24 protein-coding genes, 1 tRNA gene and 1 pseudogene are annotated in these 26,138 nt (G+C 71.3%); 17 read left to right on the top strand and 9 right to left on the bottom strand.

The window, feature by feature from the left end; translation table 11 throughout:
- Nucleotides 1-1,117: thiolase family protein (locus ABT300_RS24975; RefSeq protein ID WP_351679624.1), on the top strand; the 1,117-nt coding region annotated here is incomplete at its 5' end.
- 93 nt (nt 1,118-1,210) lie between these two features.
- Complete coding sequence (locus ABT300_RS24970) at nt 1,211-1,984, top strand: sulfite exporter TauE/SafE family protein (protein ID WP_057583860.1); 774 nt, start codon at nt 1,211-1,213, stop codon at nt 1,982-1,984.
- An 85-nt stretch (nt 1,985-2,069) separates the two neighbouring features.
- On the opposite strand, the gene ABT300_RS24965 is transcribed toward ABT300_RS24970, so the two are convergent.
- Nucleotides 2,070-2,600 carry a DUF309 domain-containing protein gene (locus ABT300_RS24965; RefSeq protein WP_351679621.1) on the bottom strand — a complete coding sequence of 177 codons (531 nt, stop codon included), beginning with the start codon at nt 2,598-2,600 and terminating at the stop codon, nt 2,070-2,072.
- A 98-nt stretch (nt 2,601-2,698) separates the two neighbouring features.
- Between ABT300_RS24965 and ABT300_RS24960 the strand changes: the two genes are divergently transcribed.
- The 3 genes from ABT300_RS24960 (at nt 2,699) to ABT300_RS24950 (ending at nt 5,475) form a co-directional block, all read left to right on the top strand.
- Nucleotides 2,699-2,772: transfer RNA gene (locus ABT300_RS24960), tRNA-Pro, on the top strand.
- 370 nt (nt 2,773-3,142) lie between these two features.
- Nucleotides 3,143-3,937 carry a serine/threonine protein kinase gene (locus tag ABT300_RS24955; protein ID WP_351679618.1) on the top strand — a complete coding sequence of 265 codons (795 nt, stop codon included), beginning with the start codon at nt 3,143-3,145 and terminating at the stop codon, nt 3,935-3,937.
- Complete coding sequence (locus tag ABT300_RS24950; RefSeq protein ID WP_351679615.1) at nt 3,934-5,475, top strand: serine/threonine-protein kinase; 1,542 nt, start codon at nt 3,934-3,936, stop codon at nt 5,473-5,475. Before ABT300_RS24955 ends, ABT300_RS24950 begins: the two co-directional genes overlap by 4 nt.
- Before the next feature lie 27 nt (nt 5,476-5,502).
- On the opposite strand, the gene ABT300_RS24945 is transcribed toward ABT300_RS24950, so the two are convergent.
- From ABT300_RS24945 to ABT300_RS24930, 4 genes are all read right to left on the bottom strand, one after another.
- Nucleotides 5,503-6,648: a hypothetical protein gene (locus tag ABT300_RS24945; protein ID WP_351679611.1), complete on the bottom strand. Its 1,146-nt coding sequence runs from the start codon at nt 6,646-6,648 to the stop codon at nt 5,503-5,505.
- A complete protein-coding gene (locus ABT300_RS24940; RefSeq protein ID WP_351679608.1) occupies nt 6,645-7,022 on the bottom strand; it encodes a hypothetical protein in 378 nt (125 codons plus the stop codon). Before ABT300_RS24940 ends, ABT300_RS24945 begins: the two co-directional genes overlap by 4 nt.
- A 43-nt stretch (nt 7,023-7,065) precedes the next feature.
- Nucleotides 7,066-7,554, bottom strand: coding sequence for a hypothetical protein (locus ABT300_RS24935; protein WP_351679605.1), 489 nt, complete (start codon nt 7,552-7,554; stop codon nt 7,066-7,068).
- Nucleotides 7,555-7,692: 138 nt separating this feature from the next.
- A complete protein-coding gene (locus ABT300_RS24930; protein WP_351679602.1) occupies nt 7,693-8,622 on the bottom strand; it encodes an ArsR/SmtB family transcription factor in 930 nt (309 codons plus the stop codon).
- 369 nt (nt 8,623-8,991) lie between these two features.
- Here ABT300_RS24930 and ABT300_RS24925 point away from each other — a divergent pair, with 369 nt between their 5' ends.
- The 7 genes from ABT300_RS24925 (at nt 8,992) to ABT300_RS24895 (ending at nt 17,028) form a co-directional block, all read left to right on the top strand.
- Entirely contained in the window at nt 8,992-10,239 is a 1,248-nt protein-coding gene (locus ABT300_RS24925; protein WP_351679599.1) for a serine hydrolase domain-containing protein, read from the top strand.
- A gap of 166 nt (nt 10,240-10,405) precedes the next feature.
- Complete coding sequence (locus ABT300_RS24920; RefSeq protein WP_351679596.1) at nt 10,406-10,792, top strand: hypothetical protein; 387 nt, start codon at nt 10,406-10,408, stop codon at nt 10,790-10,792.
- A gap of 116 nt (nt 10,793-10,908) precedes the next feature.
- Nucleotides 10,909-13,113 carry a glycoside hydrolase domain-containing protein gene (locus tag ABT300_RS24915; protein WP_502977990.1) on the top strand — a complete coding sequence of 735 codons (2,205 nt, stop codon included), beginning with the start codon at nt 10,909-10,911 and terminating at the stop codon, nt 13,111-13,113.
- A 47-nt stretch (nt 13,114-13,160) separates the two neighbouring features.
- Entirely contained in the window at nt 13,161-13,814 is a 654-nt protein-coding gene (locus ABT300_RS24910) for a hypothetical protein (protein ID WP_351679593.1), read from the top strand.
- A gap of 453 nt (nt 13,815-14,267) precedes the next feature.
- Nucleotides 14,268-14,840, top strand: coding sequence for a TetR/AcrR family transcriptional regulator (locus ABT300_RS24905; protein ID WP_351679590.1), 573 nt, complete (start codon nt 14,268-14,270; stop codon nt 14,838-14,840).
- Between the two features lie 248 nt (nt 14,841-15,088).
- Entirely contained in the window at nt 15,089-16,267 is a 1,179-nt protein-coding gene (locus ABT300_RS24900; RefSeq protein WP_351679587.1) for an acyl-CoA dehydrogenase family protein, read from the top strand.
- Nucleotides 16,268-16,269: 2 nt separating this feature from the next.
- Nucleotides 16,270-17,028 carry an SDR family NAD(P)-dependent oxidoreductase gene (locus tag ABT300_RS24895; RefSeq protein WP_351679627.1) on the top strand — a complete coding sequence of 253 codons (759 nt, stop codon included), beginning with the start codon at nt 16,270-16,272 and terminating at the stop codon, nt 17,026-17,028.
- A gap of 58 nt (nt 17,029-17,086) precedes the next feature.
- Here ABT300_RS24895 and ABT300_RS24890 read toward each other — a convergent pair whose 3' ends face one another.
- On the bottom strand, nt 17,087-17,872 hold the full coding sequence (locus tag ABT300_RS24890) for a GntR family transcriptional regulator (protein ID WP_351679584.1): 786 nt from the start codon (nt 17,870-17,872) through the stop codon (nt 17,087-17,089).
- A gap of 431 nt (nt 17,873-18,303) precedes the next feature.
- Between ABT300_RS24890 and ABT300_RS24885 the strand changes: the two genes are divergently transcribed.
- The 4 genes from ABT300_RS24885 to ABT300_RS24870 all read left to right on the top strand — a co-directional run bounded on the left by ABT300_RS24885 (nt 18,304) and on the right by ABT300_RS24870 (nt 21,813).
- The gene (locus ABT300_RS24885) at nt 18,304-19,323 is read left to right on the top strand and encodes a sugar ABC transporter substrate-binding protein (RefSeq protein ID WP_351679581.1); all 1,020 of its coding nucleotides are present in this window, start codon (nt 18,304-18,306) and stop codon (nt 19,321-19,323) included.
- Nucleotides 19,323-20,399, top strand: coding sequence for an ABC transporter permease (locus ABT300_RS24880; RefSeq protein ID WP_351679578.1), 1,077 nt, complete (start codon nt 19,323-19,325; stop codon nt 20,397-20,399). The genes ABT300_RS24885 and ABT300_RS24880 overlap by 1 nt, the downstream gene beginning before the upstream one ends.
- 8 nt (nt 20,400-20,407) lie before the next feature.
- Nucleotides 20,408-21,325 carry an ATP-binding cassette domain-containing protein gene (locus tag ABT300_RS24875; protein WP_351679575.1) on the top strand — a complete coding sequence of 306 codons (918 nt, stop codon included), beginning with the start codon at nt 20,408-20,410 and terminating at the stop codon, nt 21,323-21,325.
- Between the two features lie 230 nt (nt 21,326-21,555).
- The gene (locus ABT300_RS24870) at nt 21,556-21,813 is read left to right on the top strand and encodes a hypothetical protein (protein ID WP_351679572.1); all 258 of its coding nucleotides are present in this window, start codon (nt 21,556-21,558) and stop codon (nt 21,811-21,813) included.
- Between the two features lie 78 nt (nt 21,814-21,891).
- Here the strand turns inward: ABT300_RS24870 and ABT300_RS24865 are convergent, their stop codons facing one another.
- The 3 genes and pseudogenes from ABT300_RS24865 to ABT300_RS24855 all read right to left on the bottom strand — a co-directional run bounded on the left by ABT300_RS24865 (nt 21,892) and on the right by ABT300_RS24855 (nt 24,967).
- Nucleotides 21,892-22,896: a Gfo/Idh/MocA family protein gene (locus ABT300_RS24865; protein ID WP_351679569.1), complete on the bottom strand. Its 1,005-nt coding sequence runs from the start codon at nt 22,894-22,896 to the stop codon at nt 21,892-21,894.
- Nucleotides 22,897-23,001: 105 nt separating this feature from the next.
- On the bottom strand, nt 23,002-23,778 hold the full coding sequence (locus ABT300_RS24860) for an SDR family oxidoreductase (RefSeq protein WP_351679566.1): 777 nt from the start codon (nt 23,776-23,778) through the stop codon (nt 23,002-23,004).
- 15 nt (nt 23,779-23,793) lie between these two features.
- Nucleotides 23,794-24,967 (bottom strand): annotated as a pseudogene (locus ABT300_RS24855) (phytanoyl-CoA dioxygenase family protein).
- 117 nt (nt 24,968-25,084) lie between these two features.
- Between ABT300_RS24855 and ABT300_RS24850 the strand changes: the two are divergent.
- The gene (locus ABT300_RS24850) at nt 25,085-26,119 is read left to right on the top strand and encodes a LacI family DNA-binding transcriptional regulator (RefSeq protein WP_351679563.1); all 1,035 of its coding nucleotides are present in this window, start codon (nt 25,085-25,087) and stop codon (nt 26,117-26,119) included.
- Nucleotides 26,120-26,138: the final 19 nt, after the last annotated feature.

Below are 26,138 nucleotides of genomic sequence, written 5' to 3'. Positions count from 1 at the left end.
AGCAGTCCGAGGGCCGCCCCGAGTGGGTGTTCTACGAGGGCCCGCCCACCGCCAACGGCATGCCGGGCGCCCACCACATCGAGGCGCGTGTCTTCTGGCCAACCAGGCCGGCGAGGACAACCGCAACGTCGCCCGGATGGCCGCCCTGCTCGCCGGCCTGCCCGAGACCGTGCCGGGCGCCACGGTGAACCGGCTGTGCGCCTCCGGACTCGAGGCCGTGACGACCGCGGCGCGCACCATCGCCGCGGGCGAGGCGGACATCGTGATCGCGGGCGGCTCCGAGTCGATGAGCCGCGCCCCCTTCGTGCTGGCCCGCCCCGAGGAGGCGCTGCCGCATCGCGTCGAGACGGTGGACACCCGGCTCGGCTGGCGTCTGGTCAACCCCGCCATGAAGGATCTGCACGGTCTGCTGGCCATGGGGGAGACGGCCGAGGAGGTCGCCGTGCGGTGCGGCGTCACGCGCGAACGCCAGGACGGGTTCGCCCTGCGCAGCCACCGGCTGGCCGCGCAGGCCCGCGAGAAGGGCCACTTCGACGACGAGATGCTGCCGGTGCGCCGTCCCGACGGCGTGGTCGTCGACGCCGACGAGGGCATCCGCGAGGACACCTCGCTCGAGAAGCTGGCCCGGCTGAAGCCGGTCTTCCGGGAGGGCGGCACCGTCACCGCCGGCAACTCCTCGCCCATGAACGACGGGGCGGCGGGACTGCTCCTGGTCAGCGAGGAGGCGCTCAACGAGCTGGGCCTCGAGTCGCTGGGCCGCTATGTCGCCGGCGCCTCCGCCGGCGTCCACCCCGACGTGATGGGGCTCGGTCCGGTGCCCGCCACCCGCAAGGCGCTGGCCCGGGCGGAGTGGAGCGTCGAGGACGTCCAGGAGGCCGAGTTCAACGAGGCGTTCGCCGCCCAGGCGCTCGCCTGCGTCGACCGGCTGGGCATCGACCCCGACCTGGTCAACCCCAGCGGCGGGGCGATCGCCCTCGGCCACCCGCTGGGCGGTTCGGGGGCCCGCATCCTCACCACGCTCCTGCACCGCATGCGCCGTACCGGAGCCGAGCGCGGGCTGGCCACGATGTGCGTGGGCGTCGGACAGGGCACCGCGGTGCTGGTCGAGCGCCACTGACGTGGAACGGCGCCGTCCCCTGCGCAGGGGACCGGCCATCTGGCGAGACGGCCCGCCGGGTGTTCGATAGATGTGCGTAGCATCGGTCCCCGCATGAACACGATGACTCTGTGGCACATCACCGGCTGGGAGTTCGCCGCCCTGGCCCTCGCGGCCGTGCTCGTCGGCTTCTCCAAGACGGCCGTCAGCGGGGCCAACACGGTCAGCCTCGCCGTCTTCGCGGCGGTCCTGCCCGCCCGGGCCTCCACGGGCGTCCTGCTGCCGATCCTCATCGCCGGAGACGTCCTGGCCGTCCTCACCTACCGTCGGCACGCCCACTGGCCCACGCTGTGGCGGCTGTTCCCGGCGGTCGCGGCCGGCGTGGTCCTCGGCACCCTGTTCCTGGTGTGGGCCGACGACGGAATCGTCCGGACCTCGATCGGCGCGATCCTGCTGCTGATGGCGGGCGTCACGGTGTGGCGGCGGCGCACGGCCGACGCGGCGGACGACCCCGACGCCGTGGTCACCCGGGCCGGCCGCCTCAAGGCCCGCTCCTACGGCGTCCTCGGCGGTTTCACCACGATGGTCGCCAACGCGGGCGGCCCGGTCATGTCGATGTACCTGCTCTCGGCCGGCTTCCGCAAGCTCGGCTTCCTCGGCACCTCGGCGTTCTTCTTCCTGATCGTCAACGTGTCCAAGGTGCCGTTCAGCGTGGGCCTCGGACTGATCGACGGCCGTTCGCTGCTGCTGGACGCCGCCCTCGCCGCGTTCGTCGTCCCCGGCGCGCTGTTCGGCAAGTGGGCCGTGCACCGCATCAACCAGCGGCTGTTCGAGCAGTTGGTGATCGCGGCGACCGTCGTGGGGGGACTGCAGCTGCTGCTGCGGTAAAGGCCCGGGACGCCCCGGGCCGGAGGCCGTGGCGGCGGCCGGGACGTGCGGCGGCCCTTCGCGGAGGTGCGGGCCGGGTCCGGTGTCAGCGCAGCCGAGGCGACCGGGCCTGCGCGTCCACCGCCGCGCCCGTCCGCTCCACCCACGCCGCCAGCTCACGCGCCCACCGCGCCAGCCCCGTGAGGTCCAGCCCGTACGGCCGGTCCTCTCCCGCGCCCGCCGCCCACTCCTCGGCGGCCCCGGCACCGCGCCGCAGCAGTCGCACCCCGCCCGTGAGGTTCCCCCGGGCCGCGTGCGTGAGACCCACGGCGAGCTGGGCGAGCCCCCGCCACAGGGTGCGCTCCGCAGCCGGACCCGACTTCCAGGCGTCCTCGAAGACCTCGTGCGCATGGAAGGGCTTCCCGGCGTCCAGCAGTGCCTGCGCCTCGGCCACGGTCTGCTCCGGGGTGCGCACGACCCCCTCGGGCTGCCGCTCGACACCGGGCGCGCCGTAGGGCAGGGGCCGGCCGAGTCCGTCCCGGGGCCGGGCGCTCCGCGCCCGCCCCTCCGCGTCGCGGTCCCTGGCGGCGCCGGGCCCCTCGCCGCTCGTGTCTCCTGTGCTGCCCCGACGGTCCATATGCCGATTGTCCCGCGCGGGCCCGCTTCGGCGCAGGGCTCCGGGTGGGGTAAAGTGCTGTTCGCGCGATCACGCGGGCAACACCGTGCGGAGCGCATCGGGACGTGGCGCAGCTTGGTAGCGCACTTGACTGGGGGTCAAGGGGTCGCAGGTTCAAATCCTGTCGTCCCGACGGTGTGAAGGGTCTTCGCGGGCGAGAGCCTGCGGGGGCCCTTTCCGCGTGGGTCGTTCCCTGCATCGAGGGGGAGCACGGCGCCCGTCGGCACCTTGCGTCGACCTCCGAAGCGGTCAGCCCCACCCAGGGAACCGAGACGATCGGCCGATCGTCCTAGTGGTCGTGCCTCGTGCTCTCGCCCCTGGAATCGGCCCGTACACGATGCCTGGCATGGATGGCGATGTCACGCCTGCAACTTTGACCAGAAGCCCGCACGCCGTGGCGACTGTGACCGAGGGATGCGCCCTGCCCCGTGCAGCGGCACCGGGTCGGCGGAGACCTTTAGGCACCCCTACAATCCTGGCGACCACATCGGGGGAAAGTCTGTATGGAAACGATCATCGTGCAGCCGCCCGGTCCGTCACGTCCGGGCGAAGTCGACGTCAGCAGACCCGAGTTGCTGCACATGGGACCGGGCGACGTGGCCGACTTCGGGCGCGGGACGCCCGGCGGCCGGGCAGTCTCCATCGTCCTGCCCGACCCGGGAATCTCCCGGCGGGCCGGACGGCTGGAGGCGGCCGAGGACTACTGGCGGCTGTCGAACTTCAGCCGTGACACCGCGTACGTGGTGGAGAACCTGGAGGGGGCCGGCGAATACATCACCGTCGCGCCGGGCCGGCTCGGCGCGCCGGTGCCCTTCGAGTTCTCCAGAGTCGTCCTGCCCGCGCTGGGCGGCACGGTCGACTTCAAGGTGTTCGCTCCGCAGCACGCCTACCTGGACGAGCAGTCCTCGCCCGGCGCCGGGGAGCTGACCGTGCATCCCTACGCGCTCGATGCGACGGCGAAGTACTTCCTGGTGCTGGTGGCCCTGTGCGAGCCGCGGCTGCGCGACCCCTCGGACGGCGTGCTGCCGGGCACCGGAGACATCGCGGAGCGACTTCGCCCGCTGGAGAGCTGTCGTGGCCTGACCCGCTCCGCGGTGAACTACCACATCGACTACCTGGCCTTCGCCAAGCTGCGCCTGGACCTCGGCGACGAGCCCGGAGCCGACGGCAACGGCCGCACCGGCGTCAAGCGCGCTCGGCTGGCCTCCCTCGCCCTGCGCTTCGGCCTGGTGCGCGAGGAACACCTCGCCCTCTTGCCGTCCCACCGACGGCCCGCCTCACAGGAGGGTGGCGCATGACCTCCTCGGGCGCCGAGCAGGGCGCTGTCGAAACGCCGCGTCTGCCGGCGGGTTTCCTCATCGAGGGCTGGCAGTTGGACGCCGTTATCGGGTCGGGCGGCTGGGGGACCGTGTACGAGGCCCGCGCGGTCGCCGACGGCACGGTCGTGGCGGTGAAGGTGCTGCCGACCGGCGCCCTGGCACCCGGTCAGCGTGCCGCGCTCGGCGAACTGGTCGCGCGCGAGGTGCGTTTCAGTGCCGAGGCGGACCACCCGCACCTCGTACGGACCCACGCGGTGTGCACCGTGGACGCGCCGGACCTGCCCGCGCTGGACGGTGCCATCGCGCTCGTCATGGACCGGGCCGAGGCCAGTCTGCGTCAGGTGCTGGACGCTGCCGCGACCGGCCGCACGATCCCCGACGCCGTGCCGGTCCTGCGCGGCGTCGCCGCCGGACTTGCCCATATGCACGGCGCCGGCTGGGTGCACGGCGACCTCAAACCCGCCAACGTGCTGCTGGGCGCGGGCGGAGCGGTCTGGCTCGCCGACTTCGGCCTGGCCACCGAACTGGAGGGTACCCACGCCTATGTGCCGCCGCTCGGCACGCTCGACCATGTGCCGCCCGAGTGGTGGTCCCAGCGCACCGGGGCGGACGGGACGATGGTGCGGCCGACCGCCGACGTCTGGGCCTTCGGCGTCCTGGCCCATCAGGTGCTCACCGGCGGCCTCCACCCGTTCCCCGGCGCCACCGCCCGCGCCCGCTCGCTCGCCGCCCAGGCCTACGCCCGGGGCACCGCGCCGCTACGTCTGGACGCCGGGCTCGACGACAACTGGCGCCGGCTCATCGAGGACTGTCTGGCGCCCGATCACGCGGGCCGTCTGCGCCACACCGCCGCGAGTCTGTCCGCCCGCATCGAGCGACTGGCGAGCCCGCGTGGCCGGCGTCGCCTGCTGCCGGTCGCCGCCGTGGCGCTGGCCGCCGTGTCGGCCGCCGCCATCGCCGGGGTCGCGCTGCTCGGGGGCGGCGGTGACGGGGGAAACGACGATGAGGACCAGGGGCGGAGGGGACCGGTCGTCGTCACGAGCGCGCACAGCCCGGCCGCCGGGGAGATCCCGGAGGACTCCGACGTACCCAAGGCACTGCGACCGATCATCGTGAAGGCCGCCCACCGCTGCACCGACGCGGAGGTCACGCCTGCGTTTCTCGCCGCCATGCTCAAGGCGGAGAGCGGTTTCGACGTGAACGCGACCCGCCGGGAGGAGTTCGGCATCGCCATGTGGACGCCGTCGGTGTTCCGGGCCTGGGCCGTGGACGGAGACGGCGACGGAGACAAGGACTACATGTCGCCACCGGACGCGATCTCCACGATGTCGCTGTACGTGTGCTGGCTCGACCAGCAGTTCAAGAAGGCCGACATGCCCGCCAAGGACCTTCCCGCGCTGATGGCCGCCGGCTACCGCACGAGCGACCGCACGGTCATCTCGGAGGGCGGCGTCCCCGAACGGGTGAGGCCCCACGTCGAGAAGGTGCTCCGCTACCTCGCCGACTACGAGCGGTGAGGTCGCGGAGCTGTCCCCCGAGGCCGTTCAGCAGTCCTTGACGTCCGGCATCTTGTTGTCGGGCGAGTTGATGTAGATGTTGGAGATCCAGCCGTTGTACTGGGGGAGGTACGCCCACCATTCGTTGGTGTACGGCGGTACGCTCACCACCTCGCCCCTGGCCTGACAGGCCACCAACACCTCGACGCCCGCCGGGAGTTGAGTGATAGGTGAGTTGCCCGTGCCGGGGGCGGGGCGGACGTTCACATGGTCGCTCCACGTGCCGTACCACCATCCCGCGGGCCGGGTGGCTCCGGGGACGTTCAGGGAGCGGGTCAGCCGGCCGATGTCCGTGTACGCCTTCCCGTACGAGGTGCCGACGGGATGCAGGGTGAACACGGCCACGATGGACCGGTCATCGGCGCCCACGGTGCCCGTGCTGTGCAGCGCGGGCCGCGTCAGATCCACGTCCGCGGCCGCACTTTCCGCACGCGTCACGGTCGAGGCCGTGGCGCGCGTCCGGCCGCAGGTGCCCTTCTCGTACGAGGATCCCGACCAGCCCTGCTTCACCGCCCACGGCTTGTCGAACGCCCCGGCGATGCCGAAGTGCTGGTCGAAGGCGTCCGAGGCACAGCGGGTGGACTGGCGCAGGTTGCCCATCACGAAGTCGCGCACGGGGCCGGGCGCCGAGTCCAGGAGGTAGCGGTAGATCGTCACCGTGTCGCGGGCGGAGAGCGCGGTGTAGCCCCAGTAGCCCTCGTACCCGGTGGGCGGGGGCGCCGTGTCTTTGAGGCCGAGGCGGCTGACCATGCGGGTGATGATCGCCGTACCGCCGTGGTCCGACCAGTAGGCGTTGGCGGCGTCGTCGTCGCTGGCGCGCAACATCGGCTCCAGCCACGCCCGGTCGGCTGCCGGCACGGTGTAGTCGGGGCCCCGGTTCCACAGGTAGTCCAGCGCCAGCAGCAGCTTGACGACAGAGGCAGACCGGAAGCGGGTGCTCGTGTTGAGCTGCTCGGTGAAGGCGCCGGTCTGCCGGTCGAAGACGGCGACCCCGGCGCTGACGCCGGCGGGAACCTCGGCGGACGCGGTGGCGGGACGGGCCGGCTGTCCGGCCGGGGCGTCGGCAGCGGCGGAGCCCGCCGCGCCGCCGATCAGCAGCAGCGCGGCGCCGACGGCGAGAAGTCGGCGCCTCACAGGTAGTGCTCCCTGAGGTTGAGGGAGTTGATCGGCGTGAGGTCGACGTACCAGCCCTCCTGCGGAGGGATGGACTCGTGGCAGTCCGTGTTGACGGACTTGCACAGCTCGACGAGGGCGCCGTCGTACTGGTTGTTGAGGATCCAGTGGTTGCCGTACTGGTTGTAGATGGGGTGGAAGCCGTAGGAGTAGAAGATGTGGCTCGGGTGCGGGTTGCTGGACGGAGTCACGTTCTGCGGGTAGATGCAGACGGCGCCGTAGGGGCAGCCGTCCCATGTGCCGCCCTCGGCCTGGGCCTGGGCGGCTCCGGTGAGTACGGCGGCGGCGGAGAGGGCGAGCGCGGCGGCGCCGTGCAGGATTTTGCGCATGGTCATGCCTTTCGGGTGAATGCCGGGAAGCGGGAACGGCGGGCGGGCCCTACCACCAGTTGGAGCAGCGGACCACGCCGTCCGACTTCAGTGAGCCGCAGACGCGGAACTGGTACTGAGGGTCGGTGCTGGTGCGGCGGAACGGTGTGGTCAGGCTCTGCCCGGCCGAGCGGACGGTGAAGGGCCCGCACTGCAGCCAGGGCGACACGGCGTTGCGATCGCGGTCCCAGCCGTCGGCGCGCCAGTCCATCCAGACGTTGTCGCCGGGCTGGGTCCGTCCGCTGATCTTCCCAAAGGCGATCTGCTGGTCGACGTAGGAGCCCTTCTCCAGCGTGATGCGGACGCTGCCGAGGCGGAAGTCGGCGGGCTTGTCGGTGTCGCCCTCGGCGTCGTCCGGGTGGTCGCGGAAGCCATGTGCGCCGCCTTCGCAGTCGGAGGCCGAGGCGTGGGCGGGTTGGGCCGGTTGAGCGAGGAGGACGCCGGAGGTGACCGCGGTCAAGGCGGCGGCCGTGGCGAGAGCGGAGCGGAACGGGCGCATGGGAGCCGTCTCTTCCCGTCTGTGGAGGGTGCCCCCGCGATGTCGCCGGGGCCTGGAAGACGACTCGGAGCTTAGAAAGGGGAAGGGAGGCGGCGGTCCTGACGGATGTCAGGGTGGCCGTCGGATCCGGGGGTGAGCTCACCCCGACAGCAAAGTGACCAGCGCCTCGCCCGATGCCGTGCGTCGCGCCACCACGTGCTGACCCTGTCGCTCCCGGGTGATGAGCCCGGCCGCCTCCAGCTGACCGCAGTGGTAGGTCACGGTCGCCGGCGTGCAGTCGAGAGTGGCGGCCAGGGCGCCCATGGTGCACGGGCGAGCCAGCTCGCGCAGGATCCCGGCCCTGAGGGCGCCCACCACGAGCCTGAGCCGGTCTCTTTCGACGGTGGCTTCCTGAGCGGTCCAGAGCGTGTTCAGGCCGGGCACGGGATAGCCGAACCACACGGCGTCGGAACGGTCGAAGCTGAAGACCGAGGCACCGTAGCCCGAAACGATCGGCACCAGCACCACACGGCGGGCGCCCCGCGCGAACGTCTCGGGGTGCGGATCGGGCACGTACAGCGTCTGCCCGGAGAAGCGGATCTTGGGCCCGAGCCCGGTGAGGACGAGCGGCAGGGCGTTGCTGACGACCGCCACCCCCACGCGTTCGGTCTCCTTGGCCAGCAGGGAACCGGCCCGCGCCCAGATCGGCCCGAAGGCTTCCCACACGGTGCCGAGAATGGCCGCGTACGCGTGGATGAAGGCCTTCGGCCGGTCGACGACCGACTGCCACTGCCGGGGGACCGTCCCCCCGAAGTCCGCCTCCAGCTCTTGCAACAGCTGTGCGGGCGGGGCGTCGACCAGGCGTTCGAGCTGGACGGAGAGATCGGTCTCCCACAGCGGTGCCGTCGGCGTGAGGCAGTCGGGAACCATCGAGTACTCCCGGGTGAACAGCGGCCGCAGCACCGCCTCCGCGCCCTCCGGCACCGCGGAGCGCAGCGCACGCCGCCAAGTGGGATGCAGCCCCTGAGAACGACCGCCGAGCGCATCCGCGACGAGCGACATCAGGGTGACGCCGGGCTGCGCCACCACGGACACCGGCACTGTCTCCAGAGGCCCCAGAGACAATTCGGAGAACCGGGCCATGAACACCCCCCGTTGACGACCACCACCACAGGCGACGCACAGGTTTCGGCAAAGGTTTCGAAGATCCTGAGCAAAACCGCCGACCGAAACGCGCTTTGAAGTCCTTCGAAATGCTGGGCCGCGCCCCTGGCCGTGAACAGACTGTGTCCGACCACGGGGGACGGCGGCGGCTGACCGACCGCGTCCGTCGCTGTGCCCTCGCGCCCCTGAAAGCGACGAGGGGAAACCTCATGAACTCCGTCCGCCGGCGGCTTCGTCGACGACTGGTGCCTGAACCGCTCCCGTCCTCCGCTCTTCTTGACCCAAGGAACTGACATGACGTTGAACAAATGCCGCCGCTTGGCCGCCGGCGCCACCCTGATCACCGCGCTCGCCGTCGGTGTCGTCCCCGCCACGGACGCCCACGCCGCACCCGCCGCACCTGCTGCCACCCGCGCGACCACCCCCGCCCCCGACATGGAAGGCGTCGTCGCCGCGCTGAACGCCGCCATGGCCCAGGGCGCACCAGGAGCGATGGCCCGGTTCACGGGCCCCGAGGGCGTCCAGGCGCGCACCGTCGGAGTACGTGACCTGGACTCTGGCGCCGCCATGGACATCCGCGCCCGCTTCCGCATCGGAAGCGTCAGCAAGACCTTCTCCAGTGTGGTCCTGCTCCAACTCGTGCAGGAGGGTGAACTGGAGCTCGACGCCCCCGTGAACCGGTACCTTCCCGGGCTGCTGCCCGACGACCGGATCACCGTGCGGCACCTGCTGACTCACCGCAGTGGGCTCGCCGACTACACCGACGCGATGTTCGAGCACACTGTGCCCGGCTTCGAGGCCGTACGCAACCGGGTCTTCGGCTACCAGGATCTGGTCGACCTCTCACTGAGCGAGCCCCGCACCACCGAACCGGGGGTCGCGTACAAGTACTCCAACGCCAACTTCGTCGTCGTCGGCATGCTGATCGAGAAGGTCACCGGGAAGCCGGTCGCCCAGGAGTACCAGCGCCGCATCATCAAGCCGCTGGGGCTGCGCAGCACCTCGTACGTGCACCCCGACGTCCACATCGTGGGGCTCCGCGTACGCGGCTATCTGCACCCGGACGAGGAGGGCGCGCCCCTGGTCGACTCCACGGAACAGACCGTCTCCTGGGCGCAGTCGGCCGGGGCGGTCATCTCCAGCCCGGCCGATCTCAACACCTTCACGACCGCGTTGATGCAGGGCAGGCTGCTGTCCCCGAAGACGCTGGAGGCCATGACCACCGTCACCCCGACCGACACCACCGACACCCGCTTCTACGGCCTCGGTCTGCGCCGCTACGACCTGTCCTGCGGTACGCAGGTCTACGGCCACACCGGCACCGTGCAGGGGTACTACACCTACGCCTTCGCGACCCGCGACGGCCGACGCAGCCTCTCCGCGATGGCCAACACCTCGAACAAGGGGTCCGCCAACACGGCGCTCGGCGGCACGCTCGAGGCCGCGTTCTGCGGCAAGAAGCCGGCCACGACGGCGTCGGCGTCGGCTCGGCCCAGGTCGTTCACGGCGCCGGCCGAGCCGGACCTGCCCGAGCACCGCTGAGGCCCCTTTGGGGCCTGGCCCCCGGACGCCGTGGGCCCCTCGACAGCCCCTGACATTTGTCAGGACCACGGCAGCCGCGCCCTCGCTACGTTCTACCCACGTCGCTGATCACATGTCAGCGCCGCTGCTTCCAGACCGGTTTGACCGTCCCAAGGGGGAATCGCTCATGATCCATTCCATGCGGGCCGCCACCGTGGCCATGGCGTCCACCGTCATCGCCGCCGCCGGCCTCGTCTTCGGCACGGCGGGCGCCGCCCACGCGACCGGTCACGGCGCCGGCTACTACGGCGTCTGGGCCTCCGGCGTCAATGTCCGTAGCGGCGGCGGGGAGCAGTGCTATCTGTACCCGTCGGCCGCCAACTGCCCGGTCGTGGAGACCACGGTGAGCAGCCCGGCCCAGGTGTGGGTGTACTGCCAGCAGGAGGGCGCGCAGAGCGTCGGCGGCAACCCGTACTGGGTGTGGGTCCTCACCCCCAGCGGCCACCGCGGCTACATGGCCAGCTACTACACCGACAACGCCACCGACTGGATCGACGGCGTCGAGAGCTGCTGACGCGACGTCACAGGACACGACCCCCGCAGGCCCGCGCTCGCGGCGAGTACTTCGTGCGCACGGGGCGCCCGCGCCCGGGCGGAGCACCCGCCCGGGCGCGCGTGAAAGGACACAGCGTGGCCGACCGCATGGTCATCGAGGCACAGAAATTCATCAACTCCTACAACGTCGACGGAATCCCGAAGGTCGAGGAGAACGGCCGCACCGGCTGGGCCGTCATGTTCGCGCTGACCCGGGCGCTCCAGTACGAGCTGGGCATCACCTCCCTGTCCGACAGCTTCGGCCCGACGACGCTCGCCACACTCCAGGCCCGCCACCCCGTCATCGACGCGGGCGCCCGGCACGAGAAGATTCTTAAGATCGTGCAGTCGGGCCTGTACTGCAAGGGCTACGACGGCGGCGGCATCGACGGCACGTACAACGGCTCCGTCGCGGCCTCGGTCCGTGAGCTGACGCGCAACATGGGCGTCGACGGCGTCCTCCCGGACGGTGTCTCGCCGAAGGTGTTCAAGGCGCTGCTCACCATGGACGCGTATGTCGTCATCGAGGGTGGCAGCGAACTGACCCGCTCGGTGCAGCAGTGGCTGAACAGCCATTACGTCGGCCGCCGCAACTTCTTCGTCGTGCCGTGCGACGGCTACTTCTCACGGGACGTGCAGAGAGCGCTCATGTTCGCGATCCAGTACGAGATCGGCATGAGCGACGACGTCGCGAACGGGGTCTTCGGCCCCGGCACCCAGCAGGGCATCAGGAACAACCCCCTGGCGGACGGCTCGTCGGGGAGGTGGGTGAGTCTCTTCACCGCCGCGATGATCTTCAACAAGCGCATCGGGGTGTCCTTCGACAGCCACTTCGACGCCGCCCTGGCGGACCGCGTACGCAGCTTCCAGAGTTTCGCGAAGCTCCCGGTCACCGGCCGCGGGGACTTCCAGACCTGGGCCTCGCTGCTGGTGTCCACCGGTGACGCTACCCGCAGGGGGACCGCGGCCGACTGTGTCACCGAGGTCACCGACGCGCGGGCGGTGGCGCTCAGGGACGCGGGGTACCAGATCGTGGGCCGCTACCTGTCCAACGTCCCGGGCACCTCACTCGACAAGAAGATCAAGATCGGTGAGCTGAGCCGGATGGCGGCCTACGGTCTGAACTGCTTCCCGATCTACCAGACCTGGGGCGGGGAGGCGGCCTACTTCCGCCGCGAGCAGGGGATCGCCGACGCCTTCGCGGCCATCGAGCGGGCCAAGTACTACGGCTTCAAACCCGGCACCCGTATCTACTTCGCCGTCGACTTCGACGCGCTCGACCACGAGGTGACCGACCACGTCCTTCCGCATTTCCGCGGCATCCGGGACATCATGAACGAGCACGGCCAGGGGTACCTGACGGGCATCTACGGACCCCGCAACGTGTGCAGCCGCGTCGCGGCCGCGGGACACACCTCGGCCAGTTTCGTCTGCGACATGTCCACGGGATTCTCCGGGAATCTCGGCTATCCGCTGCCCGACGACTGGGCTTTCGACCAGATCTCCACGGTCTCGGTGGGAGCGGGCGGCGGCCTCATCGAGATCGACAACAACATCGTGTCCGGCCGTGACACCGGCCAGAACACCTACGGCACCGAGCAGTTCACCGGACTTCTGGACGTCAATATGGACATGTCCCTGCGAGGCGCCCTGCTCGCGGACGTCCAGTCGTATCTCCTCAACAGCATGGGCGTGCCGGAGACGGGCGGAAACCAGGGAGCCCAGATGCTCACCTACCGGTCGACCACCGAGGCGCTCGACCTGGTGATGAGCTTCGACGGGCTGGTCACCCAGCTCGCGCGCACCTTCAGAATGCGCAAGGCCATCATCCAGGCCCCGCTCCTGTGGGAGACACGGATGTACAACAGCCTGGACGTCATCGGCGACGAGGCGGTCATCGACCACTACGACGGGACAGGGCTGAGCTCGAAGACCGACTCCAGCACCGGTCTCGCGCAGATCTTCGCGGCCACCGCCATCCGCGGCCGCAACCACTGCATCCTGGCCGGCCTGATCGGCGGCAGCCTCATGCTCCCCTCCGACGAGAACGACCTGTGGAACGTCTGGCAGCAACTGCACGACAACCACGACTACAACATCCGGACCGTGCCGACGGTCCTGATCGAGGGCGCCAACGACGTCGGCGTTCCCCGGCCGTCCATGTCGACCGGTGAGGAGCACACCCGCCTCACCCTGGCCCGCTACAACGGCACCGACGAGCGAGCCCAGGACTACGGCCGAGCCATGCTCGGCCTGCACCAGGTGTTCGAGAAGTACAACGCGCCCCTGCGCGGTCTGTGAAGCCCCCGATCGCGCTCACCGAGTCCACCCTCACAGACAGGACGGACGTGACCCTCTCATCCTCACACCCGCCGCGCCGTCGCGTACTGCGCACCGGCCTCGGCCTGACCGCGACGGCGGGCCTCGCCACGCTCGCGGTCCCCGCCCCGGCGTCCGCCTCCACGCGAACGGCCGCGGACGGCTCGCCCACCCACCGCACCAGCGCCAACGGCTGGCCGATGGAACCGCGGGCCGACACCTCGGGGGCCATCTGGACCCGTCAGGTGCCGGGCAGTTCGGTCTCCGTGGCCCTGCGCATCGGCGAGGCCACCACCGTGCTCGTCCACGTCATCCGCCGCTACCACTACGAGATCGACACACTCGTCGACGGGGAGGTGATCGGCTTCCGCCCGGCGGACAGCACGCTGAAGGGCTACGCGACCAACCACGCATCGGGGTCCGCGGTCGCGATCCGCCCGAGCTGGTACCCGGACGGCGCCAAGGGCGGCCTCTTCCCCCACCAACTGGCCACGGTCCGCGACATCCTCAGGGAATGTGAGGACGTGGTGGCCTGGGGAGGCGACTTCCGCCGCCCGAACGAGTCCTGGTTCCAGATCGACGTGCCCCCCTCGGACGCGCGCCTGAAGCGGCTCGCGGCCAGGATCCGCGGCTGGCAGGACATACCCGGCCAGGGGGCGGGGACGCTTGCCCTGGGCGCCTGACACCGGCCGAGGGCAGACCGAGGGGCCCCGCGGGCGAAAGCTCGCGGGGCCCTCTCGTCGGTGACCGGTGGCCCCCGGGGCGGGCAACGCCACCTGGATCTCGGTCCCCTCGGAGGTCCAGCCCTGCCCGGGCCTGATCACGTCGGGCAGCTCGCTCGGGCGCATCCCGACGGCGTGGTGGTCGATGCGGTCGTTGAGGCGCAGCAGCAGCAGCAGCAGCAGCAGCTGCTTGTCGTCGTCGAGCGTGGTGGCCTGCCCGGCCAGCAGCGCCCGCTCGGACGTCGCCACCACCTGCGGACCCGAAGCGGCGCCCTCCGTTCCTTCAGAGCATTCCCCCGCGTGCATGCGCACCCCTCGTCAGGGTCCAGCTCCACCGACCGCGAAGTCGCGGTCCGGGGGCCGCGTCGGACCACACCCTGACCCGGGAGTAACAAGGGGGCTACGCTGGGGATCATGCCGTCCTCCCGCCGCACCGCCAGACAGGCCGACCTGCTGGAACGACTCGTCGCACTGGTGACGGCGGAGGGGTTCGCCCATCTCACGCTCGACGACCTCGCCGAGCGGCTGCGCTGCTCCAAGACGACGCTGTACCAGCTCGCCCGCAGCAAGCAGGGGCTGGTCGTCGAAGCGGTCAAGCACTACTTCCGCGGGGCGACCGAGGCCGTCGAGAAGCGGGTGGCGCTGACCGCCGACCCCTCGGACCGCGTACGGGCCTACCTGACCGCCGTGGCCGAACAGCTGCGCCCGCTCTCCCGCCGCTTCCTCGACGACGTGGCGGACTTCCCGCCCGCCCGCGAGGTGTACGAGGCCAACACGCGGATGGCGGCCGAGCGAGTGCGCCGGCTGATCGCGGAAGGCGTCTCGGACGGCGCCTTCCGCGAGGTGCACACCGCGTTCGTCGGCGAGGTCGCCGCCGCCACCATGCGGCAGATCCAGCTGGGCGAGCTGCAGGCGCGCACCGGACTGACCGACGCGGAGGCCTACGAACAGCTCGCCTCACTGATCGTGCACGCCGTCTCCTCCTGACCCGCGCGCCCGGGGCCCTCCGGTCCGGCCCCTCCGGCCCGGCCTCTCTGGACCCTCCGGCCGCCCAGGCCGCTACGGCACTCCAGGCCGCCCCGCCGTTCCCCGACGCCGACGCCGACATTCCTCGAGCGGGTCTGCGGCCTGGCTCCGGCGCGCCTCCATGCCGTACTGTGAATGATACGTTCGTACGCACGCCAGTATCATTCGCAGTACTCCGCACTTTTCCGCACTCCTCCGTGGAGGTCACCATGCCTGCCACCCGCGCCCTGCCGACCGAGGAAGCCGTCGAGCTCATCCAGCTCACCCGCACCCTCGCCGCCAAGGAACTCGCACCCCGGGTCGCCGACGCGGAGGCGGACGGGGCGTTCCCCCGGGACGTCTTCCGCACCCTCGGCCGCAGCGGTCTGCTCGGGCTGCCCTTCGCCGAGGAGGACGGCGGGGCGGACCAGCCGTACGGCGTCTACCTCCAGGTCCTCGAGGAGGTCGCCGCCGTCTGGTCGAGCGTCGCCGTGGGGATCTCCGTGCACGCCCTGTCCTGTTTCCCGCTGTCCCGTTTCGGCGACGCGGAGCAGCGGCGCAGATGGCTGCCGGACATGCTCGCCGGTGAGCTGCTCGGCGCGTACTGCCTGTCCGAGCCGCACGCCGGCTCCGACCCGGCGGCCATGCTCACCCGCGCGGTCCGCGACGGCGACTCCTATGTGCTGAACGGCGCCAAGGCCTGGACCACGCACGGCGGTTACGCCGACTTCTACACGGTGATGGCCCGCACCTCCGACGATCGGACGCACGGCATCTCCTGCTTCCTCGTCCCGGCCGACGCCGCCGGTCTCAGCGCCGACCCGCCGGAGCGCAAGATGGGCCTGACCGGCTCGGCGACGGCGACCATGCGGTTCGAGGACGTCCGGGTGCCCGTCGAACGCCGGATCGGGGAGGAGGGGCAGGGGCTGAAGATCGCGCTCGCCTCCCTCGACTGCGGACGCCTCGGCATCGCCGCCGTCGCCACCGGTCTCGCCCAGGGCGCGCTGGACCACGCGGTGCGTTACGCGCGCGAGCGGGAGACCTTCGGCAAGCCGATCATCGAGCACCAGGGCCTGGCGTTCGTGCTCGCCGACATGGGCGCGGCCATCGAGTCGGCGCGGGCCACCGCGCTGGCCGCCGCCCGGCTGAAGGACCTCAGCCTGCCCTTCACGCGGGAGGCGTCCATCGCCAAGCTCGTCGCCACGGACAACGCCATGAAGGTGACCACGGACGCGGTCCAGGTCCTCGGGGGGTACGGATACACCCGTGACTTCCCGGTGGAGCGTTTCATGCGCGAGGCCAAGGTCATGCAGATCTTCGAAGGAACCAACCAGATCCAGCGCATGATCATCTCCCGTGCGCTGGACCGTGACGAGGGCGGTGTGCTCACCGTCCTCGGCAAGGAGTGATGATGCAGCTCGAGAACACCGCCGCCCTCGTCACCGGCGGTGCGTCCGGCCTTGGCGCGGCCACCGCGCAGGCCCTCGCCGGGCGCGGCGCACGGGTCTTCGCCCTCGACCTCAAGGACGGCGTCGACAAGGCGCCCGAGGTCGACGGCGTCACCTATGTGCCCGCCGACGTCACCGACCCCGAGCAGGTCCGGGCCGCCGTCGCGACCGCTGCCGGGTCCGGCGTGCCGCTGCGCACGGTCGTCAACTGCGCCGGCATCGGACCGTCGGCGCGGATCCTCGGCAAGAAGGGCGTCCACGACCTCGGCCTGTACGCCAAGGTCATCCAGATCAACCTGATCGGCACCTTCAACGTGCTCGCGCTCGCCTCGGAGGCCATCGCCGAGACGGAGGCCGACGCGGACGGCCAGCGGGGCGTCATCGTCAACACCGCCTCGATCGCCGCGTACGACGGCCAGATCGGGCAGGCCGCGTACGCGTCCTCCAAGGGCGGGGTCGTCGGGCTGACCCTGCCGGCCGCGCGCGACCTGGCCCAGTACGGCATCCGAGTGTGCACCATCGCCCCGGGCGTCGTGGAGACGCCGATGCTGGCGACCGTGTCGGAGGAGTTCCGCGCCTCGCTCGCGGCCGGGGTGCCCTTCCCGCGCCGGCTCGCCCGCCCCGAGGAGTACGCGCGGCTGGCCCTGACGATCGTCGAGCACGACTACCTCAACGGCGAGACCATCCGGATGGACGGCGCCCTGCGCATGGCGCCCCGCTGATCCCGCCCGGCCCGCCCCGCACCCGGCCCGTGCCTCCGGCGTGCCGGGGGCCCCGGCCTCACGGCCTGACCAGCAGCTGGAAGTCGAACGCGTACCGGGACGCGCGGTAGATGTGCGTCCCGTACTCGACCGCCCGGCCGGTGTCGTCGTACGCGGTGCGCCGCATGGTCAGCAGGGCCGCCCCCTCCGCCTCGGCGAGGAGGGCGGCCTCCTCGGCGGTGGCGGAGCGGGCGCCCACCGTCTGGCGGGCGCTGTGCAGGGTGACGCCCGCGGTGCGCAGCAGCCGGTACAGGCCCGTCGACTCAAGGCGCGCGCTGTCGAAGTCCGGCAGTGCCGGGGGCAGGTAGTTGGACAGGAACGCCACCGGCTGTCCGTGCGTGGCGCGCAGCCGCTCCAGCAGCGTGACCTCGCTGCCCTCCTCGACGGCCAGCGCGGCGGCGACGTCCGCGGTCGCCGGCACCCGCTCGTTGCGCACGACGCGCGTCGTCGGTCCCTGGCCGGCCGCCTCCAGGTCGTCGTACAGGCTGCTGAGCTCCAGCGGCCGCTTCACCTGGCTGTGCACCACCTGGGTGCCCACGCCTCGGCGGCGTACCAGCAGCCCCTTGTCGACGAGGGACTGGATGCCCTGGCGGACCGTGGGGCGGGACAGTCCGAGCCGGGTCGACAGGTCGATCTCGTTGCCCAGCAGGTCGCCCGGGGCGAGCGCCCCCCGCTCGATCGCCTGCTCCAACTGCCGGGCGAGCTGGTAGTAGAGAGGCACCGGGCTGGTGCGGTCCAGTGCGAAGTGCAGCCCGTCGAGCGCGGCGGCCGGCGTGGCACGGGTCCGGGCGCCGGTCTTCGCCATCGGGGCACCCCTTCGGTCGCCGGTTTCGGTCGTCGGTTCGGTCGTCGGTGCGACGCGGCCGAAACCGCGGTGCCCGTGCGCCTCCGTCAAGATCAGGTCCGGTTGCCGGGCTGATCGCGCCGTGTGGGAGGCTCCTCACGACGATCGGGACCTGGTTCCCCCAGGTGTAGGTCCTGGGAGCGCTCACTGTCAAGACTTTGTACTTACATTCGGACCTGCTCGTGAAATGATGTCATAACAAAGTATTGACACCGGGCTCGCCAAGGAATTGAATCCCGTCCCAGCAGTGCACAGGCCGGGTCCGGGACACCTGAACAGTCGCGGACCCGGCCCCCCGGCCCCAATCTGAGAAGAAAAGGGCCCCGGATCCTCCCGATCGCCTCCACCCGATCCCCGTCGTTTTCTCCGTCGCACAGTGAGGTGCAGGAAAGATGGACAGCTCTTCTCCGTCCCGCTCACGCAGCATCGCTCCGGTCGTGGCCATGGCCGCGGCAGTGGCTCTGACCCTCGCAGGCTGCTCCAGCAGCTCCGGCGGGAAGAAGTCCGAGGAGAGCGCGGACGGCGCTTCCGCGGGCAAGGCGAGCACCCCGCAGATGACGGTGGCGCTGGTGACCCACCAGTCGCCCGGCGACACCTTCTGGGACATCGTCCGCAAGGGCGCCGAGGCCGCCGCCGCCAAGGACAACGTCAAGCTGGTCTACTCCGCCGACCCGAACGCCGGGAACCAGGCCAACCTCATCCAGAACGCGATCGACCAGAAGGTGGACGGCATCGCGGTCACCCTGGCCAAGCCGGACGCGCTCAAGGACGTCATCGCCAAGGCGAAGACCGCCAAGATACCCGTGGTCGGTCTCAACTCCGGTGTCAGCGAGTGGAAGAACCTCGGGCTGATGGAGTTCTTCGGCCAGGACGAGACCGTGGCCGGCGAGGCCCTCGGCAACCGCCTCAACACCGAGGGCGCGAAGAAGGCCGTCTGCGTCATCCAGGAGCAGGGCAACATCGGCCTCACCCAGCGCTGCGACGGCGTGAAGAAGACGTTCAAGGGCACCACCGAGGTCCTCAACGTCAACGGCACCGACATGCCGTCGGTCAAGTCGACGATCACCGCCAAGCTGAGCCAGGACAAGGCCATCGACTACGTGGTCACCCTCGGCGCCCCGTTCGCGCTGACGTCCGTGCAGTCGGTGGCCGACGCGGGCAGCAAGGCCAAGATCGCGACGTTCGACCTCAACAAGGACCTGACCGGGGCCATCAGCAAGGGCACGATCCAGTTCGCCGTCGACCAGCAGCCCTACCTCCAGGGCTACCTGGCGATCGACTCGCTGTGGCTCTACAAGAACAACGGCAACTACATGGGCGGCGGCGAGCAGCCGGTGCTGACCGGCCCCGCCTTCGTCGACAAGTCCAACGTCGAGGCGGTCGCCGCGTTCGCCGCGAAGGGCACCCGGTGATGAGCGGGACCCGGCATGCCGAGCCGGCGGTGACCACACCGCCGGCCTCCGGCCCCCAGCAGAGCGACGGCCGGACCGTCAGGCGGTCGCCCGCTCTGCGGCTGCTGGCGCGCCCCGAGGTGGGGGTGTTCCTGGGAGCCGTCGCCGTGTACGTGTTCTTCCTGATCGCAGCCCCGCCGGTGCGCGAGGGCAGCGCGATGGCGAACATCCTCTACCAGTCGTCGACCATCGGGATCATGGCGTTGCCGGTGGCGCTGCTGATGATCGGCGGCGAGTTCGACCTGTCGTCCGGCGTCGCGGTGATCACCTCGGCGCTCACCGCGAGCATGCTCAGCTACCAGCTCACGATGAACGTGTGGGTCGGTGTGGTGGTGGCGCTCGCCGTGTCGCTGGGGATCGGCTTCCTCAACGGCTGGATGGTGGTGAAGACCGGCCTGCCGAGCTTCCTGATCACCCTGGGCACCTTCCTGATCCTGCAGGGCGTCAACCTGGCGGTGACCAAGCTGGTCACCACCAACGTGGCGACCGACGACATCAGCGACATGGACGGCTTCGGCCAGGCCAAGAAGGTCTTCGCGTCGTCGTTCCACATCGGCGACGTCCAGGTGAAGATCACCATCGTGTACTGGCTGGTGTTCGCGGCGCTGGCGACCTGGGTGCTGCTGCGCACCCGGTACGGCAACTGGATCTTCGCGGTGGGCGGCAACAAGGAGTCGGCGCGGGCGGTCGGCGTGCCCGTGACCTTCACCAAGATCTCGCTGTTCATGCTGGTCGGCTTCGGCGCCTGGTTCGTGGGGATGCACCAGCTGTTCACGTTCAACACCGTGCAGTCGGGCGAGGGCGTGGGCCAGGAGCTGATCTACATCTCCGCGGCGGTGATCGGCGGCTGTCTGCTGACCGGCGGTGCGGGCTCGGCGATCGGCCCGGTCTTCGGCGCGTTCATGTTCGGCATGGTGCAGCAGGGCATCGTCTACGCCGGCTGGAATCCCGACTGGTTCAAGGCCTTCCTCGGCGTGATGCTCCTCGGCGCCGTCCTGATCAATCTGTGGGTCAGCCGCACGGCGACCCGGAGGTGACCCACCCCATGACATCCACCGACAAGAGCGGTACCCACGGGGCCGTCATCGCGGACACCGGCCCCGAGACCGAGGACGGCCCGATCGTCGAACTGCGCGGCGCGGGCAAGTCCTACGGCAACATCCGCGCCCTGCACGGCGTGAGCCTCGCCGTCCACCCGGGGCGGGTGACCTGCGTGCTCGGCGACAACGGCGCCGGCAAGTCCACCCTCATCAAGATCGTCTCGGGGCTGCACCAGCACACCGAGGGCGAGTTCCTCGTCGACGGCCGGCCGGTGCGCTTCTCCACCCCTCGTGAGGCTCTCGACCTCGGCATCGCCACCGTCTACCAGGACCTCGCCACGGTCCCGCTGATGCCGGTCTGGCGCAACTTCTTCCTCGGCTCCGAGATGACCAAGGGCCCCTGGCCCGTGCGTCGTCTCGACATCGCCGCCATGAAGAAGACCGCCGACCGCGAACTGCGCAACATGGGCATCGTCCTGGACGACCTGGAACAGCCCATCGGCACGCTCTCCGGCGGCCAGCGCCAGTGCGTCGCCATCGCCCGTGCCGTCTACTTCGGCGCCCGGGTGCTGATCCTGGACGAGCCCACCGCCGCCCTCGGCGTCAAGCAGTCCGGCGTGGTGCTGAAGTACATCGCCGCCGCCCGCGACCGCGGCCTCGGCGTCATCTTCATCACCCACAACCCGCACCACGCCTACATGGTCGGCGACCACTTCAGCGTCCTGCGCCTGGGCACCATGGAGCTCACCGCCTCGCGCGACCAGGTCAGCCTCGAGGAGCTCACCAACCACATGGCCGGCGGCGCCGAACTCGCGGCCCTCAAGCACGAGTTGTCCCAGGTGCGCGGCGTCGACGTCGACGAGCTGCCGGAGGAGAAGGACCTCACCGCACCCGTGGCGGCCTCGGACGAGGGCAAGTCCTGAGGCGCCCGTAGGAGGACCGGACGGGAGCGTCCGCCGCCGACAGGCGGCGACGCTCCCGCGGTCGTTCGGCGACGATGACCGGCCGCACCCGTGCCGGCGCGATCCCCGTCACGAGAGTCGTCCCGCCTGGCCGCGTCTTCGGCCTCCCGCGGAACCGGTCGCGCGGCGCGGACGTTCCCCTCACAGAGGGCCCGGACGGAAGACGTGCCGGGCAGGGCCGGGAGGGTGAGATGCGGGAAGAGCGCCGGGCGGAGCACCCGGAAGAGCAGCAGGCGGACGCACTGCGGACGGTCGAGCAGCAGACGAACGAACTGCAGGCGGACGAACTGCAGGCGGACGGGGCGGAGGCAGGGCGCCGGGCCCGGTTCGGATCGCTGCCGGAGCGGGTGGACCCGCAGGATCTGGTGGAGGAGCGGCCGGCGACCCCGCGCGACCCGGATCGCGACGCCTACGACCCGGACCAGGTCGCGATCCGCTACGGCCTGTGAGCACGCGGAGGGCGGCCGGCGCCACGGGCGTGTTCCGCCCCGGCCCCGGCCGCCCTCACCCGGCTGTTCGGCGGGGCGTCAGGATCCCCGGACCTCCGCGATCGTCACCGGCCGGTGCTCGTGCAGGGACAGCGTGCACGCGTCGGCGATCCAGCCCGCCTCCAGCGCGTCCTCGATCGTGCAGGGCGAGGGGCGGGTCCCGGCCACGACCTCGGTGAACGCGGTGAGTTCGGCGCGGTACGCGGCGGTGAAGCGGTCCATGAAGAAGTCGTGCGGGACGCCGGCCGGGAAGGTGACCCCGGGCTCCACCGAGCGCAGCGGCAACTTGTCCTCCAGACCCACGGCGATCGAGTCGGTGAAGCCGTGGATCTCCATCCGCACGTCGTAACCCCGGGCGTTGTGGCGGGAGTTGGACACCACCGCGATCGTGCCGTCGTCGAGGGTGAGGATCGCGCCGGTGGTGTCGGCGTCGCCCGCCGCCTTGATGTAGTCCGCGCCCCGGTTGCCGCCGACCGCGTACACCTCGCTCACCTCGCGGCCCGTGACCCAGCGGATGATGTCGAAGTCGTGCACGGAGCAGTCCCGGAAGATGCCGCCGGAGGCGGCCACGTACGCGGCCGGCGGCGGGGCCGGGTCCAGGGTGGTCGAGCGAACCGTGTGCAGCGTGCCCAGCTCACCGGCCAGCACGGCGGCCCGCGCGGCCACGAAGCCCGCGTCGAAACGGCGGTTGTAGCCGATCTGGATCGGCACCGGACTGCCCTGGACGGCCTTGAGCACCTCGACGCCCTCGGCCATCGTCCGGGCCACGGGCTTCTCGCAGAAGACGGGCACGCCCGCCTCGACGGCGGCGAGGATCAGGCCAGGGTGGGCGTCGGTCGCCGCGGCGATCACGACGCCGTCGATCCCGGCGGCCAGCACCGCCTCGGGGGAGTCCGCGACCTCGGCGCCGAACCGCTCGGCGGCGGTCTTGGCGGCCTCGGCGAACGGATCGGCCACGACGAGCGACTCGACGGCGTCGAGTCCGGAGAGGGTCTCGGCGTGGAAGGCGCCGATGCGGCCGAGGCCGAGGATTCCGATGCGCATGGGGGTGCAGCTCCTTGAGGGTCTTGCGGGCAGGGAACGGACGGGGAGGGGACAAGGGGGGCGAGGGGAGGGGACGAAGGGACGGGGCGGGCCGCGGGCGGACGTCTAGTCGAGTCCGCCGAGGACGTTCTGGTCCCAGTCGATCACCGATCCGGTGACCACGCCGGACCGGTCCGACAGGAGGAGGACGACGAAGTCGGCGATCTCGTCGGGCCGGCCCAGCCTGCCCATCGGCAGCCGTGCCGCGGCCTGCTCGCGCCAGTCGTCGCCCGCGCCGTGGAAGGCCCGCTGCGTGGCGTCCTCGCCCTCGGTGGCCGTCCAGCCGATGTTCAGGCCGTTGATCCGGATCCGGTCGAAGCGGTGGGCGTGCGCCGCGTTGCGGGTGAGGCCCATGAGCCCGGCCTTGGCGGCGACGTACGGCGCGAGGAAGGACTGTCCGCCGTGCGCCGAGGAGGTGATGACGTTGACGATCGTGCCGGGGGCCTTGCGCGACACCATGTCCGCGACCGCGGCCTGCATGGCGAAGAACGGCGCCCGCAGATTGATCGCGATGTGCCGGTCGAACAGCTCGGGGGAGGTGTCCAGCAGCGTGCCCCGGTCGGTCAGCCCCGCCGAGTTCACCAGGCAGTCGATCCGTCCATGGGCCGCCACCGTCTCGGCCACCGACGCCCGCGCCTGTTCGGCGTCCGCCAGGTCGGCCTGGACGAACAGGGCTTCGCCGCCCGCGGCGGTCAGCTCCGCCACCAGTGCCTCGCCCGGCTCACGCCGCCGTCCGGTGACGGCCACCAGGGCGCCCGCACCGACCGCGGCCCGCGCGACGGCCGCGCCCACGCCCTGGCTGCCGCCGTTGACGAGGACGACCTTGTCGTCGAGAAGTCCCATGTACGGGGGTTCCTTTCAGCTGGTGCGCCGTGCGGCGCCGGCCCGCAGCGCGTCCCGGAGGGCCTGCGGGGTCCACTCCTCGCGCAGCGCCTGCCGTACGAGGTCCGCCTGCGAGGGCGGGGCCAGGCCGTCGACCGGCGGATCGGCGTCGAGGTTCGTGGGGAAGGGATATGCCTCGGCGCTCGCGGCGACGACCCGCTCGAGCCACTCCTCGCCCGCACCGCGCGACCTGCGGCCGAGCAGCACGGGGAAGACCGCGTTCACCACCGCCTCCCGGTCCACGGTCTCCATCGCGCGCCCGAAGGCCGAGGACACCTGGAGCAGATTGGCCGTCCGGCGCACGTCGGCCGTGCGGTTGGCGCCCGCGGCGTGGAAGACGGCCGGGTTGAAGAACACGGCGTCGCCCTTGGCCAGCGCCAGCTGCACGTGCCGTTCCGCGAAATAGTCCTGGAACTCCGGCCGCCGCCACGCGAGATAGCCGGGCTCGTAGGTCTGCGAGTACGGCAGGTACAGCGTGGGCCCGGACTCCACGGGCATGTCGCAGTGGGCGACCGCGCCCTGGAGGGTGAGCACGGGGGAGAGACGGTGGACGTGCGCCGGATAGGCGGCGGCCGCCCGGTCGGAGAGGAACCCGAGGTGGTAGTCGCGGTGCGGGCTCTGCGCCGCGCCGCCCGGGTTGACGACGTTGACCTGCGAGGTCACCTGGTAGCCGGGGCCGAGCCAGGCGCGGGCGACCAGGGCGAGGACGTCGCTCGCGTAGTAGTCGGCGAACGCCTCCGGGTCGTGGAGGGCGGCCTTCTCCAGGGCGTTCCAGACGCGGTCGTTGGCGCCGGGCTTCGCGAAGTGGTCCCCCGGCGGTCGCCCCCGAGGCGTGCTGCGCGGCGATCAGCGCGTCGAAGACGGCCGTCAGCCGGTCGACGACCGCCGCGTCCGGGAAGGCGTCGCGCAGCACGACCACGCCGGGTCCGTCGGAGAAGGCCCGCACCAGCTCGGCGCGGATGGCGCGGCCGCCGTCACCGGCCGCCGCCCGCAGCCGGGCGCTGTCGTAGACGAGGACGTTCCCCTCGACGGCCGAGGCGTGCGGGAAGTCGGCGAGGTCGGTCGTGCGCTCGACGAGCGAGCGGAACACGTCCAGGTCGCAGTCCTGCCCGGTCAGCCAGGCGGAACCCGGCACGGAGGTGAAGGACATCGGCGTCCCTTCGGTGACAACGGCGGCTCAGCCCTGCCATTCTTGTCATGACAAACCCGTCGAACAACCAGCAGGCGGCCGTCAAAAACCCCTCAAGCCGATGCCGAGGAGTCTTCCGTGGGTCACCCTTTCCCGCTCCGCGAGATCGCACGTCAGGCCGGTCTGAGCGAGGCGACCGTCGACCGGGTGCTCAACGGCAGGGGCGGGGTGCGGGAGTCCACCGCGCAGGAGGTGCGCCGGGCCATCGCCGACCTCGACCGCCAGCGCACCCAGGTCAGGCTCGTCGGCCGCGCCTTCATGATCGACATCGTGATGCAGGCGCCGGAACGATTCACCACCGCCGTCCGCTCCGCCCTGGAGGCCGAGCTGCCGTCGCTGCACCCGGCGGTGCTGCGCTCGCGGTTCCACTTCCGGGAGACCGGCCCGGCGGGGGAACTGGTCGCGACCCTGGACCGGATAGCCCGGCGCGGCTCCCAGGGGGTGATCCTCAAGGCGCCCGACGTCCCCGAGGTCACCGCGGCCGTCGGCCGGCTGGTGGCCGCCGGGATCCCCGTCGTCACGCTGGTCACCGACCTGCCCGCCAGCGCCCGGCTCGCCTATGTCGGCATCGACGACCGCGCGGCCGGCGCCACCGCCGCCTATCTCACCGGCCAGTGGCTCGGTGACCGGCCCGGCCATGTCCTCACCAGCCTGAGCAGCGGGTTCTTCCGCAACGAGGAGGAGCGCGAGATGGGCTTCCGCGGCGTGATGCGGGCCCGGCACCCGCAGCGGGCGCTCGTGGAGATCGTCGGCGGGCAGGGCCTGGACGCCACCCAGTACGACCTCGTGCGCGGCGCACTGGAGCGGGACCCGCTGATCCGCGCGGTCTACTCGATCGGCGGCGGCAACATCGCGACCCTGCGCGCCTTCGCCGACCTCGGACGGACGTGCGCGGTGTTCGTCGCCCACGACCTCGACCAGGACAACACCCGGCTGCTGAGCGAGCACCGGCTGTCCGCCGTCCTCCACCACGACCTGCGCCACGACGTGCGCGAGGCCTGCCACACCGTGATGCGGGCGCACGGCGCGCTGCCGCCGGCCGGGCTCCGGCCGCCGTCGGCGATCCAGGTCGTCACCCCGTACAACATGCCGCCCCGGGCGGCGGCCGGCTGACGCGGGCCCCCGCCCCGGG

Source organism: Streptomyces sp. NPDC001027 (assembly GCF_040299045.1).
Taxonomy (GTDB): domain Bacteria; phylum Actinomycetota; class Actinomycetes; order Streptomycetales; family Streptomycetaceae; genus Streptomyces.
This window is presented reverse-complemented; position numbering and strand designations above follow the sequence as displayed.